The following is a 15,029-nucleotide window of genomic DNA, read 5'->3' on the forward strand; positions in this document are numbered from 1 at the left end:
TGGAGAGCAGCATGTACCGAAGTGGGATAGATCTGGGCGGCACCAAGATTGAGTTGGTGACCTTGAACGACAATGGCGAAGAGGTGTTTCGCAAACGCGTTGCCACACCAAAGGAGTACCGTGCCACGCTGGAGGCGGTAGCATCCCTGGTTCACGCTTCTGAAAACGAGACCGGCCAGGTGGCCAGCATTGGCATAGGGATCCCTGGAGTGGTATCTGCAGTCACTGGTAGGGTAAAAAACTCCAATGCAGTATGGCTCAATGGCCAACCTATGGATAAAGACTTGGGAGCTATGCTGTCACGTGAAGTGCGTATCGCCAACGATGCCAACTGCTTTGCGCTTTCTGAAGCGGTCGACGGTAGCGGAGCAGGTAAAGCTGTAGTGTTTGGCGCCATACTGGGAACAGGCTGTGGCGCCGGGATCGCTATTAACCATAAGGTGCACGGCGGCGGCAACGGTATCGGCGGCGAATGGGGCCATAACCCCTTGCCTTGGATGACGGCCGACGAGTTCAACTCTACACGCTGTTTTTGCGGCAATGCCGACTGTATCGAGACCTTCGTATCCGGTACAGGGTTTGTGCGTGACTTTCGTGCTCATGGCGGCGAGGCAGCCAGCGGTATCGAGATCGTCGCCTTGATGGCCAAGGGCGACCCTCTGGCCGAGGCGGCATTTGGTCGTTTTATCGATCGTCTGGCTCGTGCGCTGGCTCATGTGATAAACGCATTGGATCCCGATGTGATCGTGCTTGGTGGAGGTGTCTCCAACATAGATCTGATTTATGAGTATCTGCCTGCACTACTTCCCAAGTATGTGCTTGGTGGTGAGTGTGCGACGCAGGTGGTGAAAAATCGCCACGGTGCCTCATCGGGCGTTCGAGGGGCTGCCTGGCTTTGGGCTCCTGGTGAGCATGCGGCTTTACCTGGGCTGACCACAGCGTGATAATGCCGCTAGCTATCGGAGATTTTTAGGTTTTACGATTCACTTTCTGTCTGTAATGCCTCAGGGATGAGGCCCTTTTTGTACTTGTGTATTTGGCGCCCGGTCTTTTCGATTGAGGCGCCGTTTTTTATTCTGCACACACCATTGTAAAGTGATCATCGCCTCGGCAGAATAGTCGCCTGCTATTGGCTTATAGAGGTTTGGGGGAAGTGTGGCGAATTTGATGTTATTGATGGCGGCTGCCATTTGGGGCTTTGGCTTCGTGGCGCAGCGTCTGGGGATGGAGAGTCTCGAGCCTTTTGCCTTTAATGGTCTGCGTTTTGTGATTGGCGCACTGAGTTTGCTGCCACTGATCTGGATATTGAAACGTCGGGGCAGACTCAAAGGCGTGGCTGACAAAGATTTTTTACGCCAAGTACTCATAGGGTCACTTGGATGTGGCGGTATTTTATTTATCGCAGCTTCTTTCCAGCAGGTTGGCTTATTGCACACCACGGCCGCTAATGCTGGTTTTATTACCGGGCTCTACATCGTGCTGGTGCCAGTGCTCGGGTTGTTTTTAAAACACAGCACCGGCAGCAACACTTGGCTTGGTTGCGCCGTCGCCGCGGTGGGGCTCTATTTCTTAAGTGTGGGTGAGAATTTTACCATCGCATACGGTGATGGTTTGCAGCTGGTTGGCGCACTCTTTTGGGCGATGCATATACTGGCGGTGGACCATTTTGCCCGTAGAGTTGCTCCTGTGGTATTAGCTTGTGGCCAGTTTTTGGTGTGCGCTCTGGCCAGTTTTGTGGTCTCTTTGGCTATGGAGACCACTAGCATGGCGGGAATTCAAGCCGCCTGGGGCGCACTGGCCTATGCCGGTTTGGTCTCAGTCGGGGTGGCCTATACGCTGCAGGTGCTGGCGCAAAAACATGCTCATCCGGCCCACGCGGCCATTATCTTAAGCCTGGAGACGGTATTTGCCGCCATAGGTGGCGTGTTATTTCTGGGTGAAAGTCTGTCAGGTCGGGCGCTTTTCGGCTGTGGCTTGATGCTGCTGGGGATGTTGATAAGCCAGTTGCCGCTGCGGTATTTGATAAAATCGAGACACCAAAAAGCGGCATAACTGCCGCTTTTTGCTTGAGCCTTTATTAAGAATTAGGCGTTAATCGACAATATCCAGTACTACGTCGTCACCTATGGTGTATAGCGCCTGAGTGAGCCGCTGCTCGGCGGCTTCGTCTTTTACGCTTAAGCTAAAGTTGGCACGAAATAGGGCGACACCCGTGTGACTTGCGGTCTCGTAATGGGTGGAGAGACGTTCGATGTTGGCCCCCAGTTCGTTGATCTTATTTGAAATGTCATGTACCAGCCCGGGTCTGTCATAGGCCACTAAGGAGTATCGGCGGATGGTTTTTGGTGCCAGTGCCTTGCGGGTCTTAGCGTAGGTGAGTGTCAGGCCTTCGATACACTCTAGGTTTTCCAGCAGTGTGTCCCAGTTAGCCGCGGGCACTTCGAGTAGCAAAATAGCCGCAAAGATACCGTCGATGTGGCGCAGCTCAGAGTCGAGCCAATTACCGCCGTGGCGGCTAACGCTATGGGCTATCTGTTCGACCAATCCCGGTTTATCGGCAACTTGCAGGGTAACTAAGTATCGTAACATTTCGCATCGGCTCCATCAGTTGGTTGAGTGCTGTGTATCGAGAAGACTAGGGCAAGGTGGGACCTTATTTAGCTTAGTCGTTAACAATCTAAAAAGCGGCTCAAAAAGCTAAATAACCTCTTATAATGATGACATTTTCGAGCTGTAACAATAGTGTCATCTTTGCGTCATATAATCCCGACTGTCAGAAAAAGGGCTTGCCTCGATTCACTATAGTTAACATAGCAGAAACGACAATCCCAGCGAAAACTCTACTGAACAAAAATAAACGAGGTTCTTAATGGAAACTCAGGTAATTCAACCTGGTTCTACTGCAACAAATTTGTTGACGGGCAAGGGCTCCAGCAAGCGAGCATTTAAAGATAAGCTTACCCAAGTTGGGGTGACGATGGGCGGCACCATGGTGTTTGTGGCCCTTTTGCTGATCTTTTTCTACCTACTCTATGTTGTAAAGCCGATTTTTGATGGGGCAGATGTCGCGCCTGTGATGAATGTCGAACTGCAAAACGCTACGTCGCCAGCGCTGATGGTGGGGAGCGATGAGCAAAATGAGATCCTCTATCGTGTGGCACAAAATGGTGAAGTGAGCTTCTACAGTGCGCTGAACGCCAGCTTAGTTAAGCATGAGCAAGTTCAGGTGCCCTCGGACGCGGAGATCGTCAGCAGCGTTGCCTCTGTGCCAAGTGAGCAGCGTTTTGCCTATGGCCTGTCTAATGGCCAGGTGATTATCGCTGGCGTGAATTTCGCGGTGAGCTATCCGGGCAATAAGCGTCTGATCACCCCCAGCGTACGTTATCTGCTGGGTGAAACGCCGCTGCAGGTGTCTGAGGCGGGTAAGCCTCTGTATCAACTGACATTTGCCACAGCCTCTGACAAACTCAGCTTCGCCTACCGTGATGCTGACGGTCGCTGGTTCCTGACCCGCCATAACGGTGAAGAGAACATGATGACCGAAGAGGTGGAGTGGCAAGCGACCACGAGTCCTATCAAGGAAGCGCCTACTCAAGTGGATCAGCAACTGATGACCCCAGATCAGCGCCAGCTTTTACTGCGCTCGGGTAATCGTCTGTTTGTTTACGATATCCGTTATGTCGATGAGGTCGCCTTAAGTCAGGTGATTGAGCTGGAACGCGCTAAGACCAAGGTGACTGATGTCGCTCTGTTGGCCGGTGCCAGCTCTCTGCTGGTGAGTTATGACAATGGTCAAGTCTTCCAATATTTCCAGGTTAATGGTGACAAGGGGCGTCAATACCAGGAGATCCGTGAGTTTAAAAACAAGGCGGGTGTGAAGCGTATTGCCGGTGAGTTTTATCGCAAGAGCTTTGCCACCGTCAGCGAGTCTGGCGAGTTGGATCTGCTTTACACTACGAGTCAGCGCAAACTCTTTACCGAAACCTTCGATCTGGCCCACGCCAGTCAGATGAGCTTTAGTCCACGAGCCAACGCCCTGGTGGTCGAGGCCGGTAACAAGCTGCACCTGTTTGCGGTCGAAAACAGTCACCCTGAGGTCTCTTGGAGCGCCATGTGGAGCAAGGTGTGGTATGAAGGTTATCCTGAGCCGCAATATGTATGGCAGTCAACGTCAGGTTCCGATGACTTCGAAGCCAAGCTTAGCTTGATGCCGCTAGCGTTCGGCACCATGAAGGCTGCGCTGTATGCCATGCTGTTCGCCACGCCGCTGGCCATTGCCGGTGCCGTGTATACCGCTTATTTTATGTCGCCAAAAGTGCGCGCCGTAGTGAAGCCGACCATTGAGATCATGGAAGCCTTGCCGACGGTTATTCTTGGTTTCTTAGCCGGTCTCTGGCTAGCGCCTTTGATTGAAGATCACCTACCGGGAATCTTTATGTTACTGGTGCTTCTGCCTATCAGTATCTTGTTGACCGCACTGGCTTGGTACAAGCTGCCGGGTCGCTGGAAACAGCGTCTGCCTGAGACTTACCAAGAGCTAATGCTGGTGCCAGTGATCTGTTTCGTCGGTTGGTTTGCCTTCTATATCAGCCCGACGATAGAAGTGGCCTTCTTTGGCGGTGATAGCCGTCAGTTTATCACTAACGAGCTGGGGATCACCTTTGACCAACGTAACGCGCTGGTGGTGGGTATCGCCATGGGCTTTGCGGTGATCCCGACCATCTTCTCTATTGCTGAAGATGCCGTGTTCTCTGTGCCGCGCCATCTCTCTAACGGGAGCCTGGCACTGGGTGCCACCAACTGGCAGACGCTGACACGGGTTGTCTTGCTGACGGCCAGCCCGGGGATCTTCTCTGCAGTCATGATGGGACTCGGCCGCGCCGTTGGCGAAACCATGATTGTGCTGATGGCTACAGGTAACACCGCCATCATGGAATGGAGCGTGTTCGAGGGGATGCGTACCCTGGCGGCGAATATCGCCGTGGAGATGCCAGAATCGGCTATCGGCAGCTCGCACTATCGCGTGCTCTTCCTGGCGGCCTTCGTGCTGTTTATCTTTACCTTCTTCTTCAACACCATTGCTGAAGTGGTGCGGCAGCGTCTGCGTGAACGCTACAGTTCACTGTAAGGGAGATTGGCATGTTATCGATATTTAATTTTTCGCCTGTGACGTTAAGAGGCCTGTGTAATGGGTAAGTGGTTTAAGTCGGGTTCCCCCTGGATCTGGATGACAGGTGGCGCCGTGAGTATCAGTTTGATCGCCGTATTAGGTTTGTTGCTCCTGATCGCATGGCGTGGTTTGAGTTACTTCTGGCCCGCGCAGATCTACCAGTGGGAAGTGGTGGATCAGCAGGGCAAGCGCTCAACCATTATCGGTGAGATCTACGATAAGGAGGCTGTGCCTACAGAGCGTTTGGTCTCAGCTGGACACAAGTTTAGTGAAGATCCCGGTGAGCTGGTGACCCGTTATCTGATCAAAACCGGTAACCGTGAGTTTGTCGGTCTAGATTTTCGCTGGGTGCTGGAGACAGATATCTTGTCGCGCACAATCCCGGAGGACGTTGCCAAGCTTGAACGTGCAAAAAACGGTGACTTCTTTGGTTATCCTATCGCCATCATTGAAGATGGTAAGCGTCTGCCACTTAAGGATGTGGAAGCCTCTTTTGAGGAACATATTGACCGAGCGGTAGCCCTAAGCGATAAGGCGACTAGCTTGCAAAAGAGCGAGATTGGTGCCATCAACTATGCGCTGGAAAACCTGCGTCTTAAACAGCGTCGTTATGAATTGGACAACGCCCTGACCGACAGCCGTAAGCTTGAGCTTCAAGCCGAGCGCGATAAGCTTCAGGGCGAATACCAGGTACTGGAAAAGGCCTTCTTTGACCTGCGCGCCGAGGCTGGCCGTGATGCGATGATCGTGCGTGATATGCGAGGTGAAGAGGTGACCCTCAAGCTAGATAGCATCTTGGGCGTAACCTACTCAAACCGTCTGGGGATCTTGGGTAAGCTGGGTCACTGGTTTAGTGGCGTGGGTAACTTTGTCAGCGCCGATCCCCGTGAAGCCAACACAGAGGGCGGTGTCTTCCCGGCCATTTTCGGTACCGTGTTTATGGTGATGCTGATGGCGGTTATCGTGACTCCATTTGGTGTGGTCGCGGCTATCTATCTACATGAATATGCGAAAAAGGGCCCTATTACTAAGATGATCCGCATCGCGGTCATTAACTTAGCGGGTGTGCCATCAATCGTGTATGGCGTGTTTGGCCTGGGCTTCTTCGTCTATATGCTCGGTGGCTCAATCGACCAACTCTTCTACCCAGAGGCATTGCCGGCACCGACCTTTGGTTCACCAGGGGTGATCTGGTCGGCATTGACGCTGGCTATCCTGACGCTGCCAGTGGTGATTGTGTCGACCGAAGAGGGCCTTAGCCGTATTCCGAGTTCGGTCCGCCAGGGAAGCTTGGCGTTGGGGGCCACCAAGGCAGAGACCCTGTGGCGCATCATCATCCCGATGGCGAGCCCGGCGATTATGACTGGTTTGATTTTAGCGGTCGCCCGCGCGGCCGGTGAGGTAGCGCCTTTGATGCTGGTGGGTGTGGTGAAGTTAGCGCCGACCCTACCGATCGATATGAACTTCCCCTTCGTGCATCTTGAGCGCAAGTTCATGCACCTGGGTTTCCATATTTATGATGTGGGCTTCCAAAGCCCTAACGTAGAAGCGGCGCGTCCATTGGTTTACGCGACCTCCTTCTTGTTAGTGTCTGTGATTGTGAGTCTTAACCTGACCGCCATCGCGGTACGTAATCACCTGCGAGAGAAATATCGCTCGCTGGAACACTAACCTAAAACCTGAATTAATCGCGCCTGGGCTAGGCTAGGGCGCGAATAACCTTTATCCTGAAGTGATTAGGAACAGATATGATTTCGATAGATCAGTCGGTAATGAAAACAGAGACTTTAGACTTAAATAATTTAAGCAGCGAACAGACCGCACTTGAGATCCGTAACTTAGATCTAAAATATGGCGACAAGCAGGCCCTGTTTGACGTATCGATGAAGATCCCCAAGAAGAAGGTGACTGCCTTTATCGGCCCCAGTGGTTGTGGTAAGTCAACCTTGCTGCGCTGTATCAACCGCATGAACGACCTAGTGGATAACTGCCATATCGGCGGCGAGATCTTGCTGCACGGCCAGAACATCTATGACAAGAAGGTGGATGTGGCCTCCTTGCGTCGTAACGTGGGTATGGTATTTCAGCGTCCTAACCCTTTCCCTAAGTCTATCTATGAGAACGTGGTTTACGGTTTGCGTCTGCAAGGGATCAATAACCGTCGTGAACTGGATGAAGCCGCCGAGCGTTCACTGCGCGGCGCTGCGATTTGGGATGAGGTGAAAGATCGTCTCCATGACAACGCCTTCGGTCTGTCAGGTGGTCAGCAGCAGCGTCTGGTGATTGCCCGCGCTATCGCTATCGAGCCAGAAGTCTTGCTGCTCGATGAGCCAACTTCGGCGCTCGACCCTATCTCAACCTTGACCATCGAAGAGCTGATCACTGAGCTTAAGTCGAAATATACCGTGGTGATCGTGACCCACAACATGCAGCAGGCGGCCCGAGTATCGGATCAGACGGCCTTCATGTATATGGGCGAATTGGTGGAGTACGCCGACACCAACACCATCTTTACTACGCCAAAGAAGAAAAAGACCGAAGATTACATCACAGGTCGTTACGGTTAATTGGGCCTGAGCCGGATTTGAATTGCAAGAATTGATAAGGTTGAATGTCAATGGAAAACATGAACTTAAATAAACATATCTCGGGTCAGTTCAATGCCGAGCTTGATGATATCCGTAACCGCGTATTGGCCATGGGGGGCTTGGTTGAGCGTCAGCTGGAGCAAGCTCTGGATGCTTTGGGCAACCTGGATGCCGAACTGGCGCAGAAGGTGATTGATGGCGACCATAGCGTCAATGGTATGGAGGTCTCTATCGATGAGGAGTGCACCCGTATCATCGCTAAGCGTCAGCCTGCCGCCAGTGATTTACGTCTAATTATCGCCATCTCGAAGACGATTGCCGACCTTGAGCGTATCGGTGATGCTTGTGTAAAGATTGCGAATGCGGCACTGGACAAGCGCCTCAAGAATCAGCAGCCGCTGTTGGTGAGTATCGAGCATATGGGACGCCACGCGACCCGTACCTTGCACTCGACCCTGGATGCACTGGCGCGTATGGACGCCGATGTCGCCATCGAGCTGCACAAGGAAGACGCTAAGCTGGACAGCGAATATGAAGGCATTATTCGTCAGCTGATGACCTACATGATGGAAGATCCCCGCTCTATCCCTGAGGTGCTCGATGTGCTTTGGGCGGCGCGCGCGGTAGAACGTGTGGGCGACAGATGTCAGAACATCTGCGAATACATCATCTACTATGTTAAGGGTAAAGATGTGCGTCATACCACTTATGAAGAGATGAAGCAGATTTAAGCCTAGCTTAGATGAACCAGCATCATGATGGTAAGATCATGAGTCAATTAAAAGCAGCCTAGGCTGCTTTTTTTATGCCGTTTTTTGCTTAAAGCGAGGCCTTGTCCTTGATAGTGTTATCTTAGTCATTGCTTGATGACTATTGGCTTTAGGGTCAATAGTGAGAAAGGGATAGCTGTTAGCGGTTAAGCTTTTTTGAAGGGTTTTGTATTAGGCTAAGTAAGGCTGCAAATCAGTTTAATCAACCTTGGCTCGTAAAGCCGGGCATTAAGAGTCACAAAGGGAGGCTTGTTATCTTGTTAGCGATGTTTGATAGCGGTAAAGGGCATAAGGTGAGCGCCGGTATCGGTATATTATTTGCGGCGCTGTTGGCCTATAGCCTGACTAAGGGGGGCTACCTTTATCTGGCTGAGGTAGCTCGTACTAAACCTTTCTTTATCTTCACTAACCCCGCGTGGGGACTCTGGTTGATCTTGTTGTTTGGCGGACGTCAGAGTACTAGCGTCTTGGTTACCCTAGTAATGCTGTTTTCCCTGCCACTATTTGCCGCCACGCTCTTTTATCTTGGTTATTGGCCCTTGAGCAATTATTTGATTGGCGGCGAGGCGCCAAGTCTAGGTCAGCTGAATGATTGGTTTTTGACCTTAGCCTATGGTCCCTATGGGGCGCAGTTTGATTACTTCACCATTGCCAATCGGCTGTCAAACTTTCCCTTCTATCGTGAATTTATGCTGATGGTCATATTCTCAGGCGCCGTGGCCATGGTGGCACTTATTCCTGCTGCTCACACCACCTTGATTGAGATCTTGGCTGCCAGACGAGGCCTAGATAGCGAAGCCAGCACTCTTTGGGCTGCGTTGTTATCGCTGTTGGGGCAGATGCTGTTGATGGTGCTGTTTTACACTATTGTTTACCCCTTGCTCTCCTTTGCGGGCACCTTGCCCCTAGGGCTTAACTACCTGGCGGCCTGGACACTCCTGCTTACACCGCTATTTGGGCTTGGTGTGTCACGCTTTAGTCGGCGACTGAATGGTGATGATAAGCTAGGCGTCTGGATGGTGCGTTATTTTGCCTTGGTCTTACTGGCGCTCATTGGGGCTTATATCTGGGTGAATATCGATGAGCTGGTGTCGATAGCGAACCTGATAGGAAAAGGGGAGTTCCAGCCACTGCTCTCCTTCGTGTTTTTGTTGAGTGGCCTGTTTGCCCTGTATATGTTGCGAAGTGTAAGGACTAAGGAGGTGCGATGAGCCGGATTATAGAGGTGCTCGATTACCAGAGGCATTGGCCAGAGCTCTTTGAGGCGGAGAAGGCGCTCTTGCTAGCTGTGCTGGGCGATGGGGTTATCACTATTGAGCATATTGGCAGCACCTCGGTGCCTGGACTGGCGGCCAAACCCATTATCGATATCTTGGTTGAGGTTGATAGCCTAGCGGCGCTTGACGCCAAAAGCAGCCAACTTCAGCGCTTGGGTTATCGGGCGCGGGGTGAGCATGGTATTGCCGGTCGCCGTTATTTTCAAAAAGGGGGAGAGCAGCGCAGCCATCATCTGCATGCGTTTCAATCTGGGAGTGCGCAGCTGACAGCCCATCGCGCCTTTCGTGATTATCTTATCGCGCATCCACAAATGGCGGGTGAGTATGGTCGGCTAAAGCAGCACATTGCAAAAAAGGGCCAGAATGACAGTGAAGCTTATATGGCGTTGAAGGCAGATTTTATGGTCGAGACTTTGGCGTTGGCGCTTGGCTGGTACGCCGCTAATTCATCGCGTTAACTCGTTATACTCATGCTTAAAGGAGATGTTGAGCGTTAAGGTGTCACGTCGCCGATTCCCTTTTACGGCAAGTATAGGTATATTGCCACTGAATTAAGTCGCCCGACGCTTGGGCAAAAAGAGAGACGAGCTTATGTCTACCCATCAAGGTCAAAGTAAATTAGATAAAGTGCTGGCCGAAGCACGTGAATATAAGGCCAAGCGCGAGTCAGGTTATCGCGAGCAGGCACTGAAACTCTACCCCTGGATCTGCGGACGTTGTACCCGCGAATTTACCCATTCCAATCTCAGAGAACTGACGGTGCATCACAGGGATCACAATCATGACAATAATCCGAGCGATGGCTCAAACTGGGAGCTGCTCTGTCTCTATTGTCACGATAACGAACATGCCAAGTATGAAGAGTTAATTCAGTATGGCCCGACGAGTGAAACTCAGGTAGAAGCGGCCACCTATAACCCCTTCGCCGACCTTAAGAGTATGATGAATAAGAAGTAAGGCTCGCGCCTTGTTAGATTTTCGCGTCTTGCACTGCGAGACGCTGCTCCGCCTCAAGCCACTTCTGACGGCTGATGATCTGCCGGTTTTCGCTCCTATGCCCAGCCAATTTTCGACGCTCAATATTATCCCAAATTTGGGCTTGGCGTGACTCGTCAGCTTGCCCCCAACCGACAATCTCATCGATATGCCGAAAACAGCCCATACAGATATCTTCATCATTTAAGCCGCAGCGGGCCACGCAGGGTGATTGCATCGTTTCTGTTTTTACTCAATTTGTGATCCTGGCCGCATTCTAAAGTAGCTAGTGCCGTGATTCAACCTTGGTCTGCCGCTGGAGCCTTGCAGGTACAACTGTTAGCATTCATCATTTAATTGTTTAAATTCAATTGTTTGTGAAATTTTGTGGGGTGTTGTTATGGGGCTGAGATACAAAGCTGTCCTACTGGTGATCGGTATGTTGAGTTTATCGGCCTGTTCATTATTAGAAGTTAAGCTAGAAAGCGGTATTGAGCCCTTGCCTCAGGCACAGCTCAACATGCGTGTCTTTAGCCGCGACTTTAGTCATACCTTCTATGCCAAGGTGGAGCAGGGGGCTGATCAAATAGCTCAGGCTCAGGGCGATCAGCTAACGATCAAATCCAATACCCTGATGTGGAAGATCAACAGTGAACAGGCGCTGCAGCGGGCGATTTTTCAGGCCTCACCCATTGCCGCCATGGTGGATACCTGGACGCTGACGGCGCAGATGAGCGCGTTTTTCGACAGCGGTGCCGGTCAGTCGCTCTTTGGTGAGCAGCAAGGGATCGCCATCGAAGTGAGCAAGGTGCTGCAGGCCGATTTTGAACGTTCGGTAAAAGGTTTTGTGACGCCGACTGAATTTGAGAAATATCAGGGTTTTATCAAAGACTATGTGGCGAAAAATCCGATTAACGATCTAACCTTTGCAAGACACTCAGCCTTTAATGACTGGCTAGCCTATCGCAAGATTAACGAGTTTGAGGCGGTGACCACTTTCGGCACTGTACCTGAGGTGATGAGCGATGTATCGGATCGTATGGCGATGATTGCCGAGCAGACCCCGAAAATATTGGGCTGGAAGGCTGAATTATACGCGCTCCATGCCAACATTAACCCTGAGACAGTCCAGCACACCCTGCAGAGCATCAGTGACACCTCGGCCAAGTTTCAGCAGTTGATGGCACAAAGTCCTGAGATGATGCAAGCGCTGGCGGTGGATCTGCGTCGTGAGCTGTCCCCTTTGCTCGCGCAGCTTAGCGAATCAACCGATGACAAGTTAGCCAAGCTGTCTATTGAGCGTCAGGCATTAGCGCAGATGGTTAAGCAGGAACGGTTGGCGCTGGAAGAGATGGTGGATCGGCAGCGAGTCGCGGCGGCGGCCGATCTTGATACCATCAGTCAACATGCGGTTGAGCTGGCGTTTCAAGAGCTGACTAAAACCCTTAAGAGTCTAATTCTCTATCTGGTGCTGTTTTTTGTGGTTTGTTTCTTTGCTCCCCTGGGATTAGGGGTTTGGCTGGGTAAGCGGATGGCGCTGAAACAGCCACAAAGCTAAGCTTTTCGTAACGCTAACATGCTCTAGGCTGTGATTGGCGACCAAGCTAGTTTACAATTTATGGGCGCCGGTCTTTGTTAACCGGCGTTTTTTGTTAAGGAACTCAGATGTCGTATGCACAAGCGTTTACCGCCTTAGATAGTCTGCTGACAGACAGCAGGGCATTGTGGCAGGTTAAGGCCTTCGAGGCTGATGACTTGCCCTGGCAGGCGGAATTTCCTCGCCTTGCAGACTTGGTATGGCAAATTGCAGACGATGAGCTCGATGGGCTGGACAGTGACAGTGAAGCCCTTAACGAGCGCTTAATTCCGGCATTGGCTGAAGATCTCACCGCCCGCGGATGCTCATGGCCCCTAGCATTGATGAGTGAAAGCGCACGGGCGGGCAGCCAAGTGTCATCAGCGAAAGATGTTGAGCTCGATGAGAGTGATCTGGGCCACTTTAGCGCCCATATCAAGGGGCGCAAGTGGCAGCAGATCCTTGCCTTTGCCAGTAGGGTGAACTCAGGAGACCATGAGGTACTCGAGTGGTGCGCCGGCAAGGGGCACCTGGGACGACTCTTGGCAAAGTGCAAGGCAAGTTCAGTCGTGAGCCTGGAGTGGCAGCAGAGCCTATGTGACGCCGGCCAGCAGTTTGCCAGCCAGTGGCAGCTACCACAGAGGTTTGTATGCGGTGATGCCTTATCTGGCGAGGCTCAGCGACTGCTTAAGGCCGAACAACATGCCGTGGCGCTCCATGCCTGCGGTGAGCTTCACCTCAGCTTGCTGCGCGGCGCCGCCAAGGCGGGGACCCGCGCGCTGGCGGTAGCGCCTTGTTGCTACCACCTGATCCCCCATAGCCATTATCAAGCGCTCTCTGGTTTAGGTCAGGCAAGCAAATTGAGGCTCAGTAAGCACGATCTGCAATTGCCGCTACAACGTTCGGTGATCGCAAACCCTAAGGCGAGGGCGCTGCGTTTGCAAGAGGTGGCTTGGCGTCTAGGGTTTGATAGCTTACAGCGTGATGTGAGGGGGGCTGCGCATTATCTGCCTATTCCCGCGCTGAAGCAGAGCCAGCTAAGTGGTAGCTTCAAGGCGTTTTGTCTCTGGGCTGCGGCGCAAAAGCAGGTCGATTTACCAGTCCAGTGGGATGAAGAGATCTATCTGGCCCGAGGGCTTGCCCGTCAACGTTTGACCAGGCGAATTGACCTGGTGGCCCATCTGTTTCGTGAAAGTCTTGAAGCCTGGCTGCTGCTCGACAAGGTGAACTTTTTGCAAGAGCAGGGGTATGAGGTGGAGTTAACCCGGTTTTGCGATCTGAATCTGACTCCCAGAAATGCGCTTATTTTGGCCAATTTGCCTTAATGGTGTTTTTGTCCTTTTAACGTTTAATTTGTGACCAGCCGTTTTTTTCTGAAACTTTGCATGACGGATCAAAGCGTGGCGTCTTTGGGATAATTTCGTTAATTATGTCTAAAAAAGCCGCCCTATGGCCGTTTTTTATTGAATCATGCGCCGTTTCTTGCTCAAATGGCGGGTTAACACTGAATGATAAAAATTGGCCAAATAAGTGCCGATATAATGAGCGAAACAGAACGGTTTCATGAAATATTCTCGCGTTTTTATAAATAGTCTGGCCTATGAGCTAGCACCTGAAGTGGTTTCGACTTCAGAGTTAGAGTCTCGATTAGCTCCCTTGTACCAAAAGTTTAGGATCCCTATGGGGCAACTTGCTGCCTTAACGGGGATTCATGAGCGTCGTTGGTGGCCCAAGGGCCATAGATTGTCTGATGGCGCTCTGGCGGCGGCTCACAAGTCTATCGAGGAGACGGGGATCAGTGTCAGTGATCTCGGCGCCGTGGTGTATACCGGCGTTTGTCGCGATCAACATGAGCCTGCAACCGCTTGTCGTATCGCGGCCGAGCTGGGAGTGTCTAAAGACACGGCTATCTATGACATCAGTAACGCCTGTCTGGGCGTACTTTCTGGTATTCTCGACATCGCCAATCGCATCGAACTTGGGCAGATTAAAGCTGGCCTAGTGGTCTCTTGTGAATCGGCGCGTCACATTGTCGATATCACCATAGATAACATGCTCGCCGAGCCCACCATGCAAAACTATGCTCAGTCGCTGGCAACCCTAACCGGTGGTTCGGGCGCGGTGGCCGTGCTCTTGACCGATGGCAGCCTGCCGCTAAAAGGTGAGCGTCAGCATCAGCTGTTAGGTGCGAGTCATCTTTCGGCGCCCGAACATCATAATCTCTGTCAGTGGGGATTACAGGAGGCGGGCACTCAGCTGTATCGCGAGTTTATGCGTACCGACGGCGTGGCGCTGTTAAAAGAGGGCGTCGAGCTGGCAAGACACACCTGGGAACATTTCCTTGAGCAGCGTAACTGGCTGGTGGAACAGGTGGACAAGGTGATCTGTCATCAGGTTGGTGCATCAAACCGTAAACAGGTATTGAGCGCGCTGAATATCCCGCAAGAGAAAGAGTTTCCTACCTATCAGTTGCTGGGCAATATGGGCACAGTATCTTTGCCTGTTACTGCGGCGATGGCACACGATCAGGGCTTTTTGCGTAAGGGCGATCAGGTAAGTTTTCTGGGGATCGGCAGTGGACTCAACTGCATGATGCTCGGCCTCAAGTGGTAGTGCCTTTTTCGTATCATTCCCTATAGCATTGCATATTGGCGGCGCCCTAAGGCGGCGCCT

Annotated in this window: 14 protein-coding genes; 12 read left to right on the forward strand and 2 right to left on the reverse strand. The window is 52.0% G+C overall.

The window, feature by feature from the left end:
• Window positions 1-11 precede the first annotated feature (11 nt).
• Window positions 12-944 carry a fructokinase gene (mak, locus tag L2712_RS12260; protein WP_088904802.1) on the forward strand — a complete coding sequence of 311 codons (933 nt, stop codon included), beginning with the start codon at window positions 12-14 and terminating at the stop codon, window positions 942-944.
• 223 nt (window positions 945-1,167) lie between these two features.
• The gene (locus L2712_RS12265; protein WP_248977940.1) at window positions 1,168-2,052 is read left to right on the forward strand and encodes a DMT family transporter; all 885 of its coding nucleotides are present in this window, start codon (window positions 1,168-1,170) and stop codon (window positions 2,050-2,052) included.
• A 39-nt stretch (window positions 2,053-2,091) separates the two neighbouring features.
• Here L2712_RS12265 and L2712_RS12270 read toward each other — a convergent pair whose 3' ends face one another.
• On the reverse strand, window positions 2,092-2,589 hold the full coding sequence (locus L2712_RS12270) for a glycine cleavage system transcriptional repressor (protein ID WP_033538244.1): 498 nt from the start codon (window positions 2,587-2,589) through the stop codon (window positions 2,092-2,094).
• A 280-nt stretch (window positions 2,590-2,869) separates the two neighbouring features.
• Here L2712_RS12270 and L2712_RS12275 point away from each other — a divergent pair, with 280 nt between their 5' ends.
• From L2712_RS12275 to L2712_RS12305, 7 genes are all read left to right on the forward strand, one after another.
• On the forward strand, window positions 2,870-5,128 hold the full coding sequence (locus L2712_RS12275) for an ABC transporter permease subunit (RefSeq protein ID WP_033538245.1): 2,259 nt from the start codon (window positions 2,870-2,872) through the stop codon (window positions 5,126-5,128).
• Between the two features lie 60 nt (window positions 5,129-5,188).
• Window positions 5,189-6,841 carry a phosphate ABC transporter permease PstA gene (gene pstA, locus L2712_RS12280; protein ID WP_248977941.1) on the forward strand — a complete coding sequence of 551 codons (1,653 nt, stop codon included), beginning with the start codon at window positions 5,189-5,191 and terminating at the stop codon, window positions 6,839-6,841.
• Between the two features lie 77 nt (window positions 6,842-6,918).
• Window positions 6,919-7,737 carry a phosphate ABC transporter ATP-binding protein PstB gene (pstB, locus tag L2712_RS12285; protein ID WP_033538247.1) on the forward strand — a complete coding sequence of 273 codons (819 nt, stop codon included), beginning with the start codon at window positions 6,919-6,921 and terminating at the stop codon, window positions 7,735-7,737.
• 50 nt (window positions 7,738-7,787) lie between these two features.
• A complete protein-coding gene (gene phoU, locus L2712_RS12290; RefSeq protein WP_033538248.1) occupies window positions 7,788-8,489 on the forward strand; it encodes a phosphate signaling complex protein PhoU in 702 nt (233 codons plus the stop codon).
• Window positions 8,490-8,785: 296 nt separating this feature from the next.
• The gene (locus L2712_RS12295) at window positions 8,786-9,739 is read left to right on the forward strand and encodes a hypothetical protein (RefSeq protein WP_248977942.1); all 954 of its coding nucleotides are present in this window, start codon (window positions 8,786-8,788) and stop codon (window positions 9,737-9,739) included.
• The gene (locus tag L2712_RS12300; RefSeq protein WP_248977943.1) at window positions 9,736-10,263 is read left to right on the forward strand and encodes a GrpB family protein; all 528 of its coding nucleotides are present in this window, start codon (window positions 9,736-9,738) and stop codon (window positions 10,261-10,263) included. The genes L2712_RS12295 and L2712_RS12300 overlap by 4 nt, the downstream gene beginning before the upstream one ends.
• Window positions 10,264-10,396: 133 nt before the next feature.
• A complete protein-coding gene (locus tag L2712_RS12305; RefSeq protein ID WP_033538251.1) occupies window positions 10,397-10,762 on the forward strand; it encodes a YajD family HNH nuclease in 366 nt (121 codons plus the stop codon).
• A 13-nt stretch (window positions 10,763-10,775) separates the two neighbouring features.
• On the opposite strand, the gene L2712_RS12310 is transcribed toward L2712_RS12305, so the two are convergent.
• Window positions 10,776-11,018, reverse strand: coding sequence for a DUF1289 domain-containing protein (locus tag L2712_RS12310; RefSeq protein ID WP_248977944.1), 243 nt, complete (start codon window positions 11,016-11,018; stop codon window positions 10,776-10,778).
• Window positions 11,019-11,180: 162 nt separating this feature from the next.
• Between L2712_RS12310 and L2712_RS12315 the strand changes: the two genes are divergently transcribed.
• The 3 genes from L2712_RS12315 to L2712_RS12325 all read left to right on the forward strand — a co-directional run bounded on the left by L2712_RS12315 (window position 11,181) and on the right by L2712_RS12325 (window position 14,969).
• Window positions 11,181-12,338, forward strand: coding sequence for a chemotaxis protein (locus L2712_RS12315; RefSeq protein WP_248977945.1), 1,158 nt, complete (start codon window positions 11,181-11,183; stop codon window positions 12,336-12,338).
• A 107-nt stretch (window positions 12,339-12,445) separates the two neighbouring features.
• On the forward strand, window positions 12,446-13,681 hold the full coding sequence (locus L2712_RS12320) for a methyltransferase (RefSeq protein WP_248977946.1): 1,236 nt from the start codon (window positions 12,446-12,448) through the stop codon (window positions 13,679-13,681).
• 238 nt (window positions 13,682-13,919) lie between these two features.
• Window positions 13,920-14,969 (forward strand): 3-oxoacyl-ACP synthase III, encoded by a 1,050-nt coding sequence (locus L2712_RS12325; RefSeq protein WP_033538255.1) that lies wholly within the window; start codon window positions 13,920-13,922, stop codon window positions 14,967-14,969.
• Window positions 14,970-15,029: the final 60 nt, after the last annotated feature.

This window comes from Shewanella marisflavi, assembly GCF_023283925.1.
Classification (GTDB): domain Bacteria; phylum Pseudomonadota; class Gammaproteobacteria; order Enterobacterales; family Shewanellaceae; genus Shewanella; species Shewanella marisflavi.

Coding starts and splice junctions, on each gene's coding strand:
- pstB (WP_033538247.1), top strand. CDS start 6,919: ATGATTTCGATAGATCAGTCGGTAATGAAAACAGAGACTTTAGACTTA.
- pstA (WP_248977941.1), top strand. CDS start 5,189: ATGGGTAAGTGGTTTAAGTCGGGTTCCCCCTGGATCTGGATGACAGGT.
- L2712_RS12265 (WP_248977940.1), top strand. CDS start 1,168: ATGTTATTGATGGCGGCTGCCATTTGGGGCTTTGGCTTCGTGGCGCAG.
- L2712_RS12315 (WP_248977945.1), top strand. CDS start 11,181: ATGGGGCTGAGATACAAAGCTGTCCTACTGGTGATCGGTATGTTGAGT.
- phoU (WP_033538248.1), top strand. CDS start 7,788: ATGGAAAACATGAACTTAAATAAACATATCTCGGGTCAGTTCAATGCC.
- mak (WP_088904802.1), top strand. CDS start 12: ATGTACCGAAGTGGGATAGATCTGGGCGGCACCAAGATTGAGTTGGTG.
- L2712_RS12275 (WP_033538245.1), top strand. CDS start 2,870: ATGGAAACTCAGGTAATTCAACCTGGTTCTACTGCAACAAATTTGTTG.
- L2712_RS12270 (WP_033538244.1), bottom strand. CDS start 2,589: ATGTTACGATACTTAGTTACCCTGCAAGTTGCCGATAAACCGGGATTG.
- L2712_RS12325 (WP_033538255.1), top strand. CDS start 13,920: ATGAAATATTCTCGCGTTTTTATAAATAGTCTGGCCTATGAGCTAGCA.
- L2712_RS12300 (WP_248977943.1), top strand. CDS start 9,736: ATGAGCCGGATTATAGAGGTGCTCGATTACCAGAGGCATTGGCCAGAG.
- L2712_RS12310 (WP_248977944.1), bottom strand. CDS start 11,018: ATGCAATCACCCTGCGTGGCCCGCTGCGGCTTAAATGATGAAGATATC.
- L2712_RS12320 (WP_248977946.1), top strand. CDS start 12,446: ATGTCGTATGCACAAGCGTTTACCGCCTTAGATAGTCTGCTGACAGAC.
- L2712_RS12305 (WP_033538251.1), top strand. CDS start 10,397: ATGTCTACCCATCAAGGTCAAAGTAAATTAGATAAAGTGCTGGCCGAA.